General features: G+C 35.1%; 13 protein-coding genes. 12 read left to right on the plus strand and 1 reads right to left on the minus strand.

What is annotated here, in order from left to right:
- Window positions 1-198: 198 nt before the first annotated feature.
- The 5 genes from IPM51_01765 to cadA all read left to right on the plus strand — a co-directional run bounded on the left by IPM51_01765 (window position 199) and on the right by cadA (window position 9,702).
- On the plus strand, window positions 199-1,419 hold the full coding sequence (locus IPM51_01765; protein MBK9283027.1) for a site-specific integrase: 1,221 nt from the start codon (window positions 199-201) through the stop codon (window positions 1,417-1,419).
- 135 nt (window positions 1,420-1,554) lie between these two features.
- Window positions 1,555-1,887 (plus strand): hypothetical protein, encoded by a 333-nt coding sequence (locus tag IPM51_01770; protein MBK9283028.1) that lies wholly within the window; start codon window positions 1,555-1,557, stop codon window positions 1,885-1,887.
- An 83-nt stretch (window positions 1,888-1,970) separates the two neighbouring features.
- The gene (locus tag IPM51_01775; protein ID MBK9283029.1) at window positions 1,971-6,344 is read left to right on the plus strand and encodes a CusA/CzcA family heavy metal efflux RND transporter; all 4,374 of its coding nucleotides are present in this window, start codon (window positions 1,971-1,973) and stop codon (window positions 6,342-6,344) included.
- A gap of 58 nt (window positions 6,345-6,402) precedes the next feature.
- Window positions 6,403-7,611, plus strand: coding sequence for an efflux RND transporter periplasmic adaptor subunit (locus IPM51_01780; protein MBK9283030.1), 1,209 nt, complete (start codon window positions 6,403-6,405; stop codon window positions 7,609-7,611).
- A gap of 90 nt (window positions 7,612-7,701) precedes the next feature.
- Window positions 7,702-9,702: a cadmium-translocating P-type ATPase gene (cadA, locus tag IPM51_01785; GenBank protein ID MBK9283031.1), complete on the plus strand. Its 2,001-nt coding sequence runs from the start codon at window positions 7,702-7,704 to the stop codon at window positions 9,700-9,702.
- A gap of 2 nt (window positions 9,703-9,704) precedes the next feature.
- Here cadA and IPM51_01790 read toward each other — a convergent pair whose 3' ends face one another.
- On the minus strand, window positions 9,705-10,358 hold the full coding sequence (locus IPM51_01790; protein ID MBK9283032.1) for a metal-dependent transcriptional regulator: 654 nt from the start codon (window positions 10,356-10,358) through the stop codon (window positions 9,705-9,707).
- Window positions 10,359-10,439: 81 nt separating this feature from the next.
- Between IPM51_01790 and IPM51_01795 the strand changes: the two genes are divergently transcribed.
- The 7 genes from IPM51_01795 (at window position 10,440) to IPM51_01825 (ending at window position 16,531) form a co-directional block, all read left to right on the plus strand.
- Window positions 10,440-11,660, plus strand: coding sequence for a thiol oxidoreductase (locus IPM51_01795; GenBank protein ID MBK9283033.1), 1,221 nt, complete (start codon window positions 10,440-10,442; stop codon window positions 11,658-11,660).
- On the plus strand, window positions 11,660-12,100 hold the full coding sequence (locus IPM51_01800; protein MBK9283034.1) for a Rieske (2Fe-2S) protein: 441 nt from the start codon (window positions 11,660-11,662) through the stop codon (window positions 12,098-12,100). Before IPM51_01795 ends, IPM51_01800 begins: the two co-directional genes overlap by 1 nt.
- A gap of 92 nt (window positions 12,101-12,192) precedes the next feature.
- Entirely contained in the window at window positions 12,193-13,419 is a 1,227-nt protein-coding gene (locus IPM51_01805; protein ID MBK9283035.1) for a hypothetical protein, read from the plus strand.
- 180 nt (window positions 13,420-13,599) lie between these two features.
- Entirely contained in the window at window positions 13,600-14,475 is an 876-nt protein-coding gene (locus IPM51_01810; protein ID MBK9283036.1) for a hypothetical protein, read from the plus strand.
- Between the two features lie 177 nt (window positions 14,476-14,652).
- The gene (locus IPM51_01815; protein MBK9283037.1) at window positions 14,653-15,021 is read left to right on the plus strand and encodes a hypothetical protein; all 369 of its coding nucleotides are present in this window, start codon (window positions 14,653-14,655) and stop codon (window positions 15,019-15,021) included.
- Between the two features lie 89 nt (window positions 15,022-15,110).
- Entirely contained in the window at window positions 15,111-15,971 is an 861-nt protein-coding gene (locus IPM51_01820) for a DUF3347 domain-containing protein (GenBank protein MBK9283038.1), read from the plus strand.
- Entirely contained in the window at window positions 15,971-16,531 is a 561-nt protein-coding gene (locus IPM51_01825; GenBank protein MBK9283039.1) for a helix-turn-helix transcriptional regulator, read from the plus strand. The genes IPM51_01820 and IPM51_01825 overlap by 1 nt, the downstream gene beginning before the upstream one ends.
- Window positions 16,532-16,585 lie beyond the last annotated feature (54 nt).

Raw genomic sequence — 16,585 nt, forward strand, 5'->3', positions numbered from 1 at the left:
ATCCCGCTGGGATTACTTTGACCGCATTCCGTTTTTTCAATTTTCACCAATTTGCCCCGTTTTCATTGGGAGATAAGGCAAATATCGGATTAAACGAAAACATCAAAAAACATCAAAATGTTGAAAATGTTTCCCACAATGTTTCCCACAAACACCCATTTTCTTTATATTTGTCTTAATTAATTTCTCCTCTGAAAAATGGCAACAATCACAGTAGTTTTAAGAAATGACCGAATCAATAAAAAGGGCGAAGCCCCCATTAATTTCTTTGTCGTAAAACACCGCAAATTAACTAAGATCTCAACAGGTCTTATGATAGACCCCAAATATTGGGATGAAAAGAACAAACGTGTTAAAGGCACTCACAAGAACTCAGGAAGAATGAATTCTTTCCTGGCTTCTAAACTTGCTGAACTTAATGACAATGTTCTGGAAAGTGAAACATTCTCAAAAAACATCACTGGTAAGCAAATTAAAAAGAAGCTCTATGGCGATGCACCAACAAACTTCTTTGAGTTTGCCAAGGAAGTATTAGCCGGATATGAAAAACAAAAAATGTTTGGCACTTATGATAAGTCAGCCGCAATTATTAATAAGATGAAAAAATTCGTCAAAGAAAAATTCGGGTCGGACACGCTCTATCTTCAGGAAATCACACCCGAGTTCTTAGATAAGTACGATACCTATTGCCGTTCTGAATGGTCTAACAAAACCAACACTGTGCACATGAACATGAAGTTTATTCGCAAAGTGATTAATGATGCCGTTTCATTAGATAAGGTTGAAATAAAAGACAATCCCTTTCTCAAATACAAACTCAAAACCGAAAAAACACAGCGCACTTTTTTAAATGAAGATGAATTAACGGCATTTGCCGATTTTGGATGCACTCCAGGAACAAGAATGGAACTTCATAAGGATATGTTTGTGTTTGCATCTTATACTGGTGGTTTAAGGGTTTCAGATATACTACAATTGAAATGGAAAAACCTTGATAAAACCAATATCAATTTCACCATTCGTAAAACAGGCTCACAAATTTCCATCCGTGTGCCCGATAAAGCCATGGCAATAATTAATAAATACAAGCCGGTAAAGCTTAATCCGGAACACTATATTTTTCCAATGCTTGAAAATGGATTAAATGAAAATGATCTTCGCTTAATGGACAAAGAAATTTCAGGAGCCACCGCCTACATTAATAAAAACCTGAAAGCGATTGCCGAAGGAGCTGAATTAGGTAAGCACGTGAGTTTCCATATTTCACGGCATACTTTCGCCACTCGTGCCCTTCGCAAAGGAATTAGCATTGATAAAGTTTCTAAACTCATGGGCCATTCAGCCATTCGCGAAACTCAGGTCTATGCAAAAATTGTAAATGAGGAGCTTGATAAGGCTATGGAAGTCTTTAATGATTAATCTCATGGTAATTAATAATCAGTTGATTAGTAAATTAATAATGCTGTTTCTTGTATTATGATTATCTTTGTCTAAATGAAAAAAGCACTAGCTATATTCTTCTGTTTGCAAATCCTTTCAGGAAATACGTTTGCAATGGAGATTATGAAGTTGCCTTTTTTAATTCAGCATTATATCGAACACGAGACGGAAGAACATCCTGATTTAGCCTTTGGAACTTTTCTTTGGGAACATTATGTTGAAGATGATCACGAAGATGAACCAAAAGGTCATTGCGATGAAAACCTACCGTTCAAGCATTGTAATGATTGTTGTTCTCATGTGAGTGCAGTAATTACCTGCCTAATTCCCGATAATTGTATTGATATTAATTATCCATGTACAACTAAAGATGTTAATTTCACTGGTGAAATTAATTTTCACTCATTCTACCATAGCTGTATTTGGCAGCCTCCCAAAATAGGTTAATGATTTAGAAGCGAATTTCACGTTTCTGTTAGGACATTTTAATGTCCCGAATTTTCGTTTTCATTAACTTAAACTTTAGAATTATGTTGGATGCTATCATCCGCTTTTCCATTAGGAATAAGCTAATCATAGGCATGTTTACGCTTGCCTTAATAGCCTGGGGAAGCTATTCATTAAAACAACTCCCTATTGATGCCGTACCTGACATCACAAATAATCAGGTACAAATTATTACGGTTGCCCCATCGCAATCTGCACAGGATATTGAACGCTTAGTAACGTTTCCTGTAGAACAATCGGTTGCCACCATTCCTGGTATTGTTGAAGTGCGTTCATTTTCGCGTTTTGGTTTGAGCGTAGTAACTGTTGTGTTCAAGGATGAAGTTGATGTATATAAAGCGCGTCAACTTGTTTCAGAAAGACTCAATGAGGCCATGAACCAAATCCCTCCGGGAGTTGGTATTCCTGAACTGGCTCCTGTCACTACTGGACTTGGAGAAATATATCAATACACACTTCATACTAAACCGGGCTACGAAAAAAAATACGATGCAATGGCCTTGCGAACCATACAAGATTGGATTGTACGCAGACAATTATTAGGTGTAGAAGGTGTAGCGGATGTAAGCAGCTTTGGTGGTTATTTAAAGCAATATGAAATTGCTTTGAATCCTGATAAACTCAAAAGTATGAACGTTACCATTAGTGATGTGTTTACTGCTTTGAAAAAAAATAATCAGAACACCGGAGGTGCTTACATTGATAAAAAACCTTATGCATGGTATATCCGAAGCGAAGGTTTAATCGGAAGTAAAGAAGACATCGAAAACATTGTCGTAAAAAATCTTGACAATGGTATTCCTGTATTGATTCGTAATGTTGCAGAGGTTCGATATGGTCATGCAATACGTTATGGGGCATTAACCTATAATGATAAAGGCGAAGCCGTAGGCGCAATAGTGATGATGCTGAAAGGAGCTAATTCATCCGAAGTAATTGCCAATGTAAAGGAACGCATTGCACAAATTGAAAAAACTTTACCTGAAGGTGTGGTTATTGAACCATTTCTTGATCGCTCGAAATTAGTAGATAATGCTATCAGTACTGTCTCCAAAAATTTAATGGAAGGAGCACTAATAGTAATTTTTATTCTTGTTGTTTTCCTTGGAAATTTCCGCGCAGGATTAATTGTTGCTTCAGTAATTCCATTAGCCATGTTGTTCGCTATTTCACTAATGAATGTGTTTGGTGTTTCGGGAAACTTGATGAGTTTGGGGGCAATTGATTTTGGTTTAATAGTGGATGGTGCAGTAATTATTGTTGAAGCTACCTTACATCATCTACAGTTAAAAACTATTGGTCGCAGACTTACTCAAAACGAAATGGATGATGAAGTTTTTACTTCTGCAAGTAAAATCAGAAGTTCAGCAGCCTTTGGCGAAATCATTATTCTAATTGTGTATTTACCAATTCTCGCCTTGGTAGGCATAGAAGGGAAAATGTTTAAGCCAATGGCGCAAACAGTCTCTTTTGCCATTCTTGGAGCATTTATTTTATCACTTACTTATGTACCTATGATGAGCGCCTTGCTATTAAGCAAGAATACGGAACACAAACGAAATTTATCCGATAGAATGATGGATTTCTTTCACCGCATCTATAGCCCTTTTATTATTGCTGCAATGAAAAGACCAATTGCAATAATTGTAGGGTCGTTGATTCTTTTTGCTTCAAGCTTTATTGTATTCAAACAATTGGGAGCCGAGTTTTTACCATCCTTGGATGAAGGAGATTTTGCAGTTGAAACAAGAGTGATGTCCGGCAGTAGTTTGGAAGAAACCATTGACGCATCAAGTAAAGCATCAAAAATTATATTAGAACGTTTCCCAGATGAAGTGAAAATGGTAGTTGGTAAAATTGGTTCAGGTGAAATCCCAACGGATCCCATGCCCATTGAAGCCTGCGACTTAATGATTATTTTGAAAGATAAATCGGAGTGGACAAAAACAAGTGATAAGGAGGAATTAGTAGAGTTAATGACAAAGGAACTGGAAGATGTACCAGGAGTAACATTCGGTTTTCAGCAGCCGATACAAATGCGTTTTAACGAATTGATGACGGGAGCAAGACAAGATGTTGTGGTGAAAATTTATGGTGAGGATTTAAATATGCTCACATATTATTCTAATCAGGTAGCTTCATTAGTTACTTCCATTGATGGCGCAAAAGATTTGTACGTGGAGAAAATTGCTGGAGCAAGACAAATTCTAATCAAATACAAACGCGATGAAATTGCCAAATTCGGAATGAATATTGAAGACATCAACATGACTGTCAATACTGCTTTTGCCGGACAAAGTTCTGGTATGGTATATGAAGGTGAAAAACGATTTGATTTGGTCGTACGCTTAGAAGGCGAGGAACGAACAGGAATTGAAGATGTTCGAAATCTATTTGTCACAACCCCAAACGGAAAACAAATTCCGTTGGAACAAGTTGCCACTGTAGATTTTGACGATAAAGCACCTACACAAATTCAACGAGATGATGCAAAACGTAGAATCATTATAGGATTTAATGTTAGAGGTCGCGATGTAGAAAGTGTCGTTAAAGAACTAAAGGCAAAAGTTGATAAGAACATCAAATTTGAGTCGGGATATTATCCTACTTATGGCGGAACTTTTCAAAATTTACAAGAGGCCCGGGCAAGGCTAAGCATTGCAGTGCCTGTTGCACTGCTTTTGATTTTTGTTTTACTCTATTTCACATTTGCTTCTGTAAAACAAGGATTACTTATTTATACTGCCATTCCGCTTTCAGCAATTGGTGGCGTATTTGCCTTATGGTTGAGAGGTATGCCATTCAGTATTTCAGCAGGTGTTGGCTTCATTGCTTTATTTGGAGTAGCAGTGTTGAATGGTATTGTATTGATTGCAGAATTCAATCGCTTGAAACAAGAAGGATTGATAGATGTGAAAGAAAGAATTTTGCGTGGAACAAAAACACGATTACGTCCTGTAATCATGACGGCTGCCGTAGCCTCACTCGGTTTTTTACCTATGGCATTGTCGCAGGGAAGCGGAGCAGAAGTTCAAAAACCATTAGCTACTGTTGTTATTGGAGGTTTGATTACAGCAACTTTATTAACACTACTTGTCCTTCCTTGCATCTACCTATTAGCAGAGGGAGGATTTAAACGTATTCGAAAACCTAAAAAAATGAACCCAACAATTAATCTAATTCTACTACTCTTATTGTGCGGGGGATCATCCTTTGCCCAAACAAAAACTGTTTCACTTGATTCAGCTTTGAATATTGCATACGGAAATAATAAAAATTTGCAAGCAACATCACTTCAAACAGAGTATTATCAATACCAAAAGAAAACTAGTAGTGAGTTGCCTAAAACGGATGTAAGTTTAACTTATGGTCAATACAACAGTTTTTACCGAAAGGACAATAATATTACGATTTCGCAAACCATTCCTTTTCCAACTGTATTCGGTGCTAAAAATTCATTGGCAAACGCACAAATTACCGGAGCTGAACTAAAAATCGCATCTACTAAAAATGAACTCACTTATCAAATAAGAACAGTTTATTATCAGTTGTTGTTTTGGATTAGCCACAAAGATTTGCTATTGAAACAAGATACGATGTACACTCAATTTGTAAAAGCTGCTGACTTGAGATACAAAACTGGCGATGGAACATTATTAGAAAAAACTTCTGCCGATGCGCGCTTGAGTGAAATTCAAAACAAACTTAAAATGACAGATTCAGAAATACAATCTCTGAATCTGAAACTACAAGCACTTATGGGTGTTTCCTATCAGGTATCAATTGAATCCAAAGAATCATTAATGAGGCCGTTTATTTTAGCAAATGATAGTACTGCCGTTGCTGCTAATCCACAGCTTGCTTACATCAAACAACAAATTGAAATTGCAGAAAAAGAGAAATCAGTTATTTCTAAATCAGGTTTACCCGAATTTAAAATTGGTTATTTTAATCAAACATTATATGGTGGAGCTTTGAATGATGCCAATACCCAATTTGCAGGAGCAGGAAATCGTTTTCAAGGTGTACAAGTTGGATTAGTTATTCCGCTTTGGTTTTCTCCCCAGGTAAATAAAAATAAAGCTGCTCAAACACAGGTTCAAATCAACCAGCTAAACTATGAAAACGAACAAATCATGTTTCAGAGTTATTATGATCAGGCCATTCAGCATTACATCGCTGCTAAAAACAACCTTGATTATTACCAACAGGTTGCTTCGCCCAATGCTAATTTGATAGAAACCCAATCTCAAAGTTCCTATTCTAAAGGAGAGATTAGTTACACAGAACATTTGCTGAATCTGCAACAAGTAATTTTAATTCGCGAAACCTACTTAAATGCAGTGAGTAATTACAATCAAACAGTTGTTTATATTGAATATTTAACAGCACGTTAATTAAAAAATAGAAATTATGAAATCAATAAAGAATCAATTCAAAAAATATAAATACATCATGAGTAATTCAACAAAATATATTCTTGGTTACTTTTTAGCAATGGGGTTGCTATTAAGTTCCTGTGGTGGTAATTCCGAAGAAACCGCCAATGAAGAACATCATGATGAAAAACCAGATGTGGTAGAATTAACCAATGCTCAATATAAAACTGTGGGTATAGAGTTAGGAAATATCGAAATGCGTACCATTAGCGGCACCATTCCGGCAAGCGGAATGTTAGATGTTCCACCACAAAGTAAGGTGAGCATTTCTGCACCAATGGGTGGATTTGTAAAATCAACAGATTTGCTTCAGGGATCACGTGTTGAAAAAGGTCAAATAGTAGCAGTGATGCAACATCAGGATTACTTACAGCTTCAGCAAGACTATTTAGAAAACATAAGTCAACTTGAATTTCTGAAATCGGAATATGAAAGACAGGAAGAACTTGCAAAAGAAAATGTGAATGCAAAAAAATCATTGGAACAAGCCAAGGCTAATTACTATTCCATGAAAGGAACTCTTGAAGGTATAAAATCCAAACTGCGAATGTTGAACATTAATTTAGAAACTCTTTCAAAAGGAAATATTCAAAGTACAATCAATTTATATTCTCCTATTGCTGGCTATGTTACTAAAGTAAATACCAACATAGGGGCATTTGTAAATCCTACTGATGTATTACTAGAAATAGTAAATACGGAAGAGTTACATGTTGAACTTACAGTATTTGAAAAAGATGTACCACTGCTAAAAATTGGTCAACGTGTTTTATTTACACTAGCTAATGAAGTTAATCATCGTTTTGCAAAAGTGCATTTGATTGGTAGAGAAATCAATTCCGATAGAAGCGTTCAAATTCATTGTGAAATTGAAAATCAGGATAAGGAACTTATACCTGGGATGTATTTAAAAGCAATTGTTGAAACGGATAGCTCACATGTTACAGCAGTTCCCGAAGAAGCAATAGTAGATTTTGAGGGCAAGAAATTCATATTTATTGAAACAATTGATGAACATGAAGACGAAGGTAAACATCATAAAGAAGAAGAAGAAAAGCACCATTTCAAAATGATTGAAGTATCTTCAGGAGAAACGGAATTAGGTTTTGTTGAGATAATTTTACCCGAAGCATTTAATTTGAATTCAAAAATCGTTGTAAAAGGAGCATTTAGTTTACTCGCAAAAATGAAGAACAGCGAAGAAGAAGGAGGACATGCACATTAAAATTAATTTGGGCAGAATCCCGGTTTCTTTTCCATGCAGTTGTATGGTTTTCATAGCCGGGAATTCTTGCCCGCCAAAATTGAATAGATTATGATGAATACAGATATCAAACATAAGCATACCTATGATGAACAGGGTAAAATTACCTGCTGTTCGTTAGAAGATAAAGTAAACCTCGAAGCAGAACAGAAACTAAAACGAAAAGAATTATCATCGAGTATTCTTACGGATGGTATTAAAGAATATTTACCTTCAATAGTTAGTTTTGTTCTGCTGTTAGCGGCCATTATCATAGATAATTTTATTGAACAAAAATGGTTTACGGGTTATCTAAGAATTGTTTGGTATGTAATTTCTTATCTACCTGTTGGAATCCCTGTCATAATGGATGCAGGAAAGGCGATGCTTAAGAGAGATATATTTTCAGAATTCTTTTTAATGAGTATTGCCACCATTGGTGCATTTGCTATTGGAGAATATCCTGAAGGTGTTGCCGTAATGTTGTTTTATGCTGTTGGAGAATTATTTCAATCGGCTGCCGTAAAACGCGCAAAAGGAAGCATTAAAGCTTTGTTAGATATCCGACCTGACTCTGCAACTGTAATTCGTAATGGAAAAACTGAAATAATAAATCCAGAAACAGTTCAGATAGGAGAAACGATTCAAGTAAGGTCAGGTGAAAAAATTCCATTGGATGGTTTTTTAATTAGTGAAAAAGGAAGTTTTAATACAGCTGCGCTTACTGGTGAAAGTAAGCCTGATACTAAATATAAAAATGAAACTGTCTTAGCAGGTATGATTAATATTGGACAAGTAATTGAAATAAAAGTGACCAAACTTTTTTCTGATAGTTCAATTAGTAGAATTCTAGACTTAGTTCAAAATGCAACCACACGAAAAGCACAAACAGAATTATTCATACGCAAGTTTGCAAGAATCTATACGCCAATAGTTGTTGTACTTGCAACCATGCTAACGATGATACCATACTTTTTTATGAAAGAGTATGTGTTTTCAGAATGGTTGTATCGTTCGCTAATTTTTCTTGTGATTTCTTGTCCGTGTGCATTGGTTATCTCCATACCACTTGGATATTTTGGTGGTATAGGAGCAGCATCCCGTAATGGAATACTCTTTAAAGGCTCAAATTATTTGGATTTAATGACCAAGGTGAATACCGTTGTGATGGATAAAACCGGAACACTCACAAAAGGAATTTTCAAGGTTCAAAAAGTAAAATCAGAGACATTAGAAGAAGACGATTTTATTTCACTCGTTGCAGCAATAGAGGCTAACTCAACGCATCCAATTGCAAAAGCAATCGTAGCGGAGGCGGATGGTAAATACAAAAACATTTCCATTACTTCAGTTGAAGAAATTTCGGGACATGGGTTAAAGGGAATATTTAACAGTGAAACTATACTTGCCGGTAACACAAAACTGCTTCAAAGATTTAATATTAAATATCCTTCTGAAGTAGATTTGATTATTGATACTATAGTTGTGGTCGCCTTAGGAAATCAATATATAGGTTATATCACCATTTCGGATGAAATAAAAGAGGATGCTGTAAAGGCAATTCAGGATTTAAAATCGATGTCAATTCAAGCAATAATGTTGTCGGGCGATAAACAGGCAGTAGTTGATCAAGTGGCAAAAGAATTAAAAATTGAAATATCATACGGAGATTTATTACCGCAGGATAAAGTTGCAAAAGTAGAAGAACTTAGAAAAGATAAATCTTTAGTTATTGCTTTTGTTGGTGATGGAATCAATGACGCTCCTGTTCTCGCTTTAAGTGATGTTGGAATAGCAATGGGAGGATTGGGAAGTGATGCTGCAATTGAAACAGCCGATGTAATTATTCAAACAGATCACCCTTCAAAAATTGCCACGGCAATTGCTATTGGGAAGGCAACAAAAAAAATAGTTTGGCAAAATATCGCTATGGCATTTCTTGTAAAAGCAATTGTACTTTCATTGGGAGCCGGTGGATTAGCAACAATGTGGGAAGCAGTTTTTGCAGATGTTGGTGTTGCATTGTTGGCAATATTGAATGCAATAAGAATTCAACGTGTAAGATTTGTATAATGTTATTTTTTTACAAGTAGATTCAAAACCATTTGTAAACTCAACCTGATCTCATTCTTATTGCAATTAATCAGCATTGACCCATCAAATATTTCTCTTCCGAGTATCTTAATTTGGTCGCCAATCTTGAGTTTATTATAATCAAGAAATTTCAGAAATGCACTCGAATGATCGGCAACTCCACTAAGAATATAATTTCTTCCCACTTTGGCTTCGGATAGCTTGATAAATTCAATTTTATGAAATTTACCATTCTCATCAGGTATTGGGTCACCGTGTGGATCAAATAAGGGATTTCCTAATTTTTGAAATAGCTTTTGAATTAGTTTTTCGCTCGAAACGTGTTCTAGTTCCTCAGCAATTTCATGCACCTCGTCCCAGCCAAAACCAAGCTCTTTGGCTAAAAACGTTTCCCAAATCCTATGCCTTCTCACTATTGCCAAAGCTTTTTTTGTTCCTTGCGTTGATAGCTGAGTACCATATGATTTCTCATATTTAACAAGATTTAATGCGTCAAGCTTCCTCACAGCTTCTGTTACAGTAGCCGGATTCACCTTCAAAGTAAAAGCAAGCTGTTTATTTGTAACAACACACGTATTCCCATTGGATAGATGGTAAATGGTTTTTAAGTAATTCTCAATAGTTTCATTATGCATAAAAAATATTTTAGGTATACCAAAAATAATAATTTAAACATTATAAATATTCTTCAGCTTTGCAATTCCTAATTTAATACTATGAAAAAGACACAATTAGTTATTTCAGTAGCAATTACACTAGTAATATGCCTTGTTGCATGCCAAAAGATGCTACCACCTTTACCCGCTGATGAAGATGTTCTTGATGGTCCAATTGCGGGATTAAGCACTCAGGAAAACCAACAATTCTTAGCGGGAGATGTAGCATTTAGTGAGGTGTTCACAAAGGAAAACGGTCTTGGTCCATATTTCGTTGCTTCATCATGTATGAGCTGTCATGCAGGTGATGGTAAAGGACATCCATCCACAACGCTTACGAGATTTGGTCAATCAGATACCATTGGTAATTTTTTTATGCAATACGGAGCACCGCAATTACAGAATAGAGCAATACCAGGTTATAACCCTGAAATCATTCCTTCCGGAGCAGCTTCGGCAAAATTCACCCCTCCATCAAATACTGGTCTAGGATTCCTTGCTGCATTAACTGATGCTCAAATTCTAGCCAACGCTGATCCTTTCGATTCCGATGGGGATGGAATTTCTGGTGTGCCCAATTACATTAATCCACCTTCCTATTTTATTCCGCAATCATTTCATCAATCATTTGCGGGAAAATACATTGGTCGTTTTGGAAAAAAGGCGGCAGCTATAGACCTATTGCACCAAACCGTAAATGCATACAATCAGGATATGGGTATTACCACAATATACGCACCATATGAACCGGGAATGAATGGTCTTACATTTCCTTATCCAGATGATGTTCCTGATCCGGAAGTTTCAAGTAACACGGTACTTAATATTGTTTTCTATTTGCGCACGCTTAAAGCACCTGTTCAAAGAAATCAACATGATGCGGATGTAATTACTGGTAAACAAATTTTCTCAACTATAAAATGTGCAAGTTGCCATACCCCCGAATGGACGACTGGAGCAAGCGATATTTCTGCACTTTCTTATAAAACATTTTATCCATATTCCGATTTACTCCTTCACGATATGGGAAGCGGATTAGATGATGGTTACACAGAAGGAACAGCAAAAACATATGAATGGAGAACACCTCCGCTTTGGGGTTTGGGGCTTGCCAAAAATTCGCAAGGCAGGCAATATTTTTTGATGCATGATGGAAGAGCCACAAGTATCGAGCAAGCTATTTTACTGCATGGTGGAGAAGCAGCGATTAGCAATAATTTGTATCAAGCTTTAAGTGTATCCGACAAACAAAAATTAATTAAGTTTTTAGAAAGTTTGTAATGGACAGAAAAGAATTTATCAAAACATGCGGCTTCGCCTGTTTAGGTATGGTTGGTATTACCTCCATACTTGAATCATGTGTTTCAACCAAACTAATCAATACAACAAGCACGAATAATTTACTCACAGTTGCGAGAACTGAATTTATCGAAGTAAAAAAAGATAAATCGAAAACACGCAGGCATATTCTTGTAAAGACTTCCGAATTGAATTTTCCCATTGTGGTTTATCGATTTTCAGATTCCGAGTTTTCAGCTTTGCTTTTGGAATGTTCGCATCAAGGAAGCGAGTTGAATGTAAACGGTGATTTGTTGACTTGCCCTGCACATGGGAGTGAATTCAGTAATAAAGGAGAAATCATTCAAGGCCCAGCCGATAAAATACTTACATCTTATATAGTTTCCTCAGACATCAATAATATTTACATCCATCTAGCATGAAATGAAGCATAAAATTTAACCTTATCTCAACTGGGCATGAATAAAATTTTTGCGGAATTCCATGTGACCATTAAAAAATAAATTATATACACATGAAAAAAATAATACAATTATTCCTTCTCACAACTATCACTTTCTCTGCATCTGCGCAGACAGATACAAATTTGATAAAAAGAATACCAACGGATAGTAGCAAGTTAAACATGAATATGGATGCTGTTTACAATAGACCGTTTCTTCAAGTTGGAAAAGTTCCTATTTCATTGGGAGGATATGTTGAAGCAAATAGTAGTTATTTTCAAACGGATGGAGTTACAGAAGGACTTTCATTTCAACTTCCAAGGTTAACACTATTTATTGCCTCAAGCATTAAGAACAGAATCAAATTTCTTTCCGAAATTGAATTAGAAGAAGGAGGTAGAGAAATCAATATTGAATTTGCTTCAATGGATATTCAATTACATCCTTTATTAAATTTAAGAGGAGGAGTAATCATGAACCCCATTGGTTCCTTCAACCAAAATCACGATGGTCCTAAATGGGAATTTATAAGCAGACCAATTTCTGCAACAACTATAATTCCTTCAACATGGAGTAATGTGGGGTTCGGACTTTTTGGAAAATACGCAAGAAATAATCTTGTTTGGGCTTATGAATTCTATTTAACCAATGGGTTTGATGATAAAATCATTTCCAATACTCAAAACAAAACATGGCTTCCTGCAAGTAAAATGAATGCGGAGAGATTTGAGGAATCATTTAATGGTGTTCCACTTGTTACCGCAAAAACGGCTTTCCGTCATCGTAAAATCGGAGAAATTGGATTTTCGTGGATGGGTGGAGTTTACAATAAGTTTCAAGAAGATGGATTAGAACTTGACTCAAGAAGAAGAGTTGATTTATTTGCAATTGACTTTAACACAACCATCCCAAAAATTAAAACCTATGTCAATGCTGAATGGGTATGGGCTTTTATTAATGTTCCGGAAACATACACTCAGCAATATGGTAATAAGCAACAAGGAGGATTTATAGATATTGTCCAACCGATTTTGAAACGAAATGTATTTGGTTGGGAAAACAGTACAATTAACATGGCTTTAAGAGCTGAATATACCGATTATAACCTCGGAAACTTCGCTGAAACGGGAGGAAATATTTATGACCATATTTTCGCAATCGTTCCTGGAATAAGTTTCCGACCCTCACCACAAACGGTTATCCGCGCAAACTACCGCTATCATTGGGAACGTGATTTGTTGGGTAACCCATCCGCAAGAACTGCCGGATTTCAATTCGGTTTTTCCACATATTTTTAATAATAACCTCATTAATAAATGATTAATCATTTTTCTTTGCTATGATTTGTAGCAAGACTTTGCTATAATTTTTAACAATGAGATAATATTCAAAGCAAATTGATATTTTTGAGTGTCGATTTTGACTAATTTATAGTCAGTAGTTGACAAATATTTAGTCAACTTGAATCATTTTACCCTATGCTCAAAGGCCCGGTGCAGGTTGCTCCATTTGCGGAGCACATTATATTGGATATAGCGAGATGCGAACCGCATGAGTTCGATGTAATTTCTCTTTTACCTGACCAGCCTTCTGATTTTATTCTTACCGGAAAATTTTCTTTGCAGCAATATTGCCAATGTTTACTTCGCAAATTATTTTCATTGAATAAATCTAAAATCAAACCATTCATTCAATACCAATGTGAGCAGCTGGCAGATCCTTTTGTTTGGTTAAACAAATTTGAAAAACTCATCGATCTCAACAGAGAATTATTCATTACAAAAGAGCAAAATATTAAAATAGAAAAAGCTCTGATGGTAATTGAACTCATTCGCCAGGATATTGAAAACAACAAATTCAATAAAGCTGCAAGGTTTGATTTTGACAAGGTAAAATCAAAATTAAAACAATATGCAACAGTTGAAGATCAACTGTGTTTTCTTTATGAAGCAAAGGCAGATTATCAGCAGAACAAACCAAAACTAGTTGACCCTACAGATACTCCTTTTGACGAGAAAATTGTAATCGAGATTGAAAAAATTGAGCAGTTGGAACAACTAAAAAAACGTGCACCGGAACGAGCTGCACTATTGAACGGAAAAAACACAAAAAAGAAAATTCCTATTCGCGGACACTTAAATATTTTGGTTGATGCATTTTATCAAATGCTCCATGAGAAAAAAGCAAACGGACTTCCATACCTCGATGCCAATGCAACCGAAATTACTACCTTCATTGTAGATAATTTCGTTGATAAAGATGGTCAACCAATTTCTGAAAGTACTGTTAGGACTATATTGTCGCCAAATAAACCGGAGAAGCGACCAAAAAATGATAATAAAATCAATTTGTAGGCTTTTCACTCTTTATAATTTGCCCTATTAAATTTGGATAAAAATTAAGCAAGAAGTGAAATCTTGTTAAAATTTCTGAAAGAGTATGTGAATAATTAATTGAAAACGTGACGAGTATCACTATCTTAATATTAACAACAACAAACTAAAATTCGTATATTTGCGTTTAGAAATATAATGACAAAAAAGATTTACATACTGTTGATTATTATGTTGGGCTTAACCTTAATGCCTAACCAAACTTTTGCATGCGGATCGAACGCCAAAAAATCTTGTTGTAAAAAAGAATATTCAGAAAAGTCAGCCGACAAAGATTGCTGTAAAAAAGAAAAACAAAATTCAAACGATAAAGGAGATTGTAGTGGAAAATGTGGGGATAAATCGTGTAATTGTTCCATCTCCAACTTTAGTTTAGTATTACCCTTTTTTCAAGATGATAAAAATAATAATTTTAATTTCTCTTCCGAAAAACAGATGCCTTCATATTTAGAAGCCGATATTTCATCTGGTTTTTATTCTATTTGGACACCACCTAATATAAGCTAAATTTTTAGCCAAGACAGCCATAAGACTGTCCAATCGGAAGTAAATACTTTACTTTCAAAATAATTATTTACAATTTAATTTTTTTAAAAATGAAATCAATATCAAAAATATTGATGGCAATCATGTTATTGCTGTCATTCAACGGGTGCAATGCACAAATTAAGAATGCCAAAACCGAAACCGTAAAAATATACGGCAATTGCGGTATGTGCAAAAAAACGATCGAAAAAGCAGGTAACCTCAAAAAAGTCGCCAGTGTAGATTGGAATAAAGACAATAAACTGGCCATAATTACCTATGATTCAAAAAAAACAAATCAAGCCGAAATTTTAAAGAGAATTGCATTAGTAGGTTATGATAGCGACAGCTTTTTAGCACCGGACAATGCCTATGAAAAATTACCGGGCTGTTGTCACTATGAAAGAGCAAAAAAAGCGGTAGTAAAAACTGAAGAAGCAAAAACGAAAACGGATAGCACCAACCAATCCTCTAATACAGTGGTAGGCGAACCGCAACTGGTTAATCAATTAACAGCTGTTTTTGACAATTATTTTTTAGTTAAAGATGCTTTAGTTCAAACCAACGGAGAAATGGCTGCTGAAAAATCAAAAGCCCTTTTAATCGCAATTAAAGCTGTAAAAATGGAAAAACTCTCAACAGATGTACATATTGTTTGGATGAAAGTATTAACCAATTTACAGGAAGATTCAGAACATATTGCCGATACCAAAGATGCCTCACATCAAAGAGACCATTTTATGACTTTATCAAAAAATATATACGAACTAATAAAAGTTTCAAAATATGAACAACCAATTTATTATCAATTTTGTCCAATGGCAAATGATGGTAAAGGTGCTAATTGGTTGAGCAAAGAAAACACAGTGAAGAATCCTTATTACGGATCACAAATGTTGAGTTGCGGTAAAACAGTTGAAACAATTAAATAATGAAGCTATACATCAAAAATATGGTATGTAGCCGCTGCAAGATGGTGGTGAAGTCCGAGTTAGAAAAACTTGGACTTCATCCTATTTCTGTTGAGCTTGGCGAAATTGAAATCACCGAATCTAATATTGATAAATTAAAAAATGAACTGGCACAAAATTTTATCTTATTGGGCTTTGAATTAATCGATGATAAGCGAAGTAGAATAATTGAAAAGATAAAAACATTGATTGTAGATCTAGTACATAACAAAAACAACAATATCAAAATCAATCTTTCCGACTACCTTACTCAGCATATCACACAAGATTATAATACAATTAGCAACCTTTTTTCCGAAGTAGAAGGTATAACCATCGAAAAATATTTTATCAATCAAAAAATAGAGAAAGTAAAAGAATTGCTGGTATATGATGAACTTACGTTGAGCGAAATATCATACCGGCTTAATTATAGCAGTATCGCTCATTTAAGTAACCAATTTAAGAAAACTACAGGATATACTCCTTCTTACTTTAAAAAATTAAAACATAAAAAACGTAAGCAAATTGACGATTTATAAATATTGCAAATCAAACCATAAATAGTGTAAATAATAAAACGAAATTAAGTCAGA

The organism is Sphingobacteriaceae bacterium (assembly GCA_016715905.1).
GTDB lineage: Bacteria > Bacteroidota > Bacteroidia > B-17B0 > Aurantibacillaceae > Aurantibacillus.

Excerpts from the sequence above, each read along its gene's own strand:
- IPM51_01765 (MBK9283027.1), top strand. The coding sequence starts at position 199 with ATGGCAACAATCACAGTAGTTTTAAGAAATGACCGAATCAATAAAAAG.
- IPM51_01770 (MBK9283028.1), top strand. The coding sequence starts at position 1,555 with ATGGAGATTATGAAGTTGCCTTTTTTAATTCAGCATTATATCGAACAC.
- IPM51_01775 (MBK9283029.1), top strand. The coding sequence starts at position 1,971 with ATGTTGGATGCTATCATCCGCTTTTCCATTAGGAATAAGCTAATCATA.
- IPM51_01780 (MBK9283030.1), top strand. The coding sequence starts at position 6,403 with ATGAGTAATTCAACAAAATATATTCTTGGTTACTTTTTAGCAATGGGG.
- cadA (MBK9283031.1), top strand. The coding sequence starts at position 7,702 with ATGATGAATACAGATATCAAACATAAGCATACCTATGATGAACAGGGT.
- IPM51_01790 (MBK9283032.1), bottom strand. The coding sequence starts at position 10,358 with ATGCATAATGAAACTATTGAGAATTACTTAAAAACCATTTACCATCTA.
- IPM51_01795 (MBK9283033.1), top strand. The coding sequence starts at position 10,440 with ATGAAAAAGACACAATTAGTTATTTCAGTAGCAATTACACTAGTAATA.
- IPM51_01800 (MBK9283034.1), top strand. The coding sequence starts at position 11,660 with ATGGACAGAAAAGAATTTATCAAAACATGCGGCTTCGCCTGTTTAGGT.
- IPM51_01805 (MBK9283035.1), top strand. The coding sequence starts at position 12,193 with ATGAAAAAAATAATACAATTATTCCTTCTCACAACTATCACTTTCTCT.
- IPM51_01810 (MBK9283036.1), top strand. The coding sequence starts at position 13,600 with ATGCTCAAAGGCCCGGTGCAGGTTGCTCCATTTGCGGAGCACATTATA.
- IPM51_01815 (MBK9283037.1), top strand. The coding sequence starts at position 14,653 with ATGACAAAAAAGATTTACATACTGTTGATTATTATGTTGGGCTTAACC.
- IPM51_01820 (MBK9283038.1), top strand. The coding sequence starts at position 15,111 with ATGAAATCAATATCAAAAATATTGATGGCAATCATGTTATTGCTGTCA.
- IPM51_01825 (MBK9283039.1), top strand. The coding sequence starts at position 15,971 with ATGAAGCTATACATCAAAAATATGGTATGTAGCCGCTGCAAGATGGTG.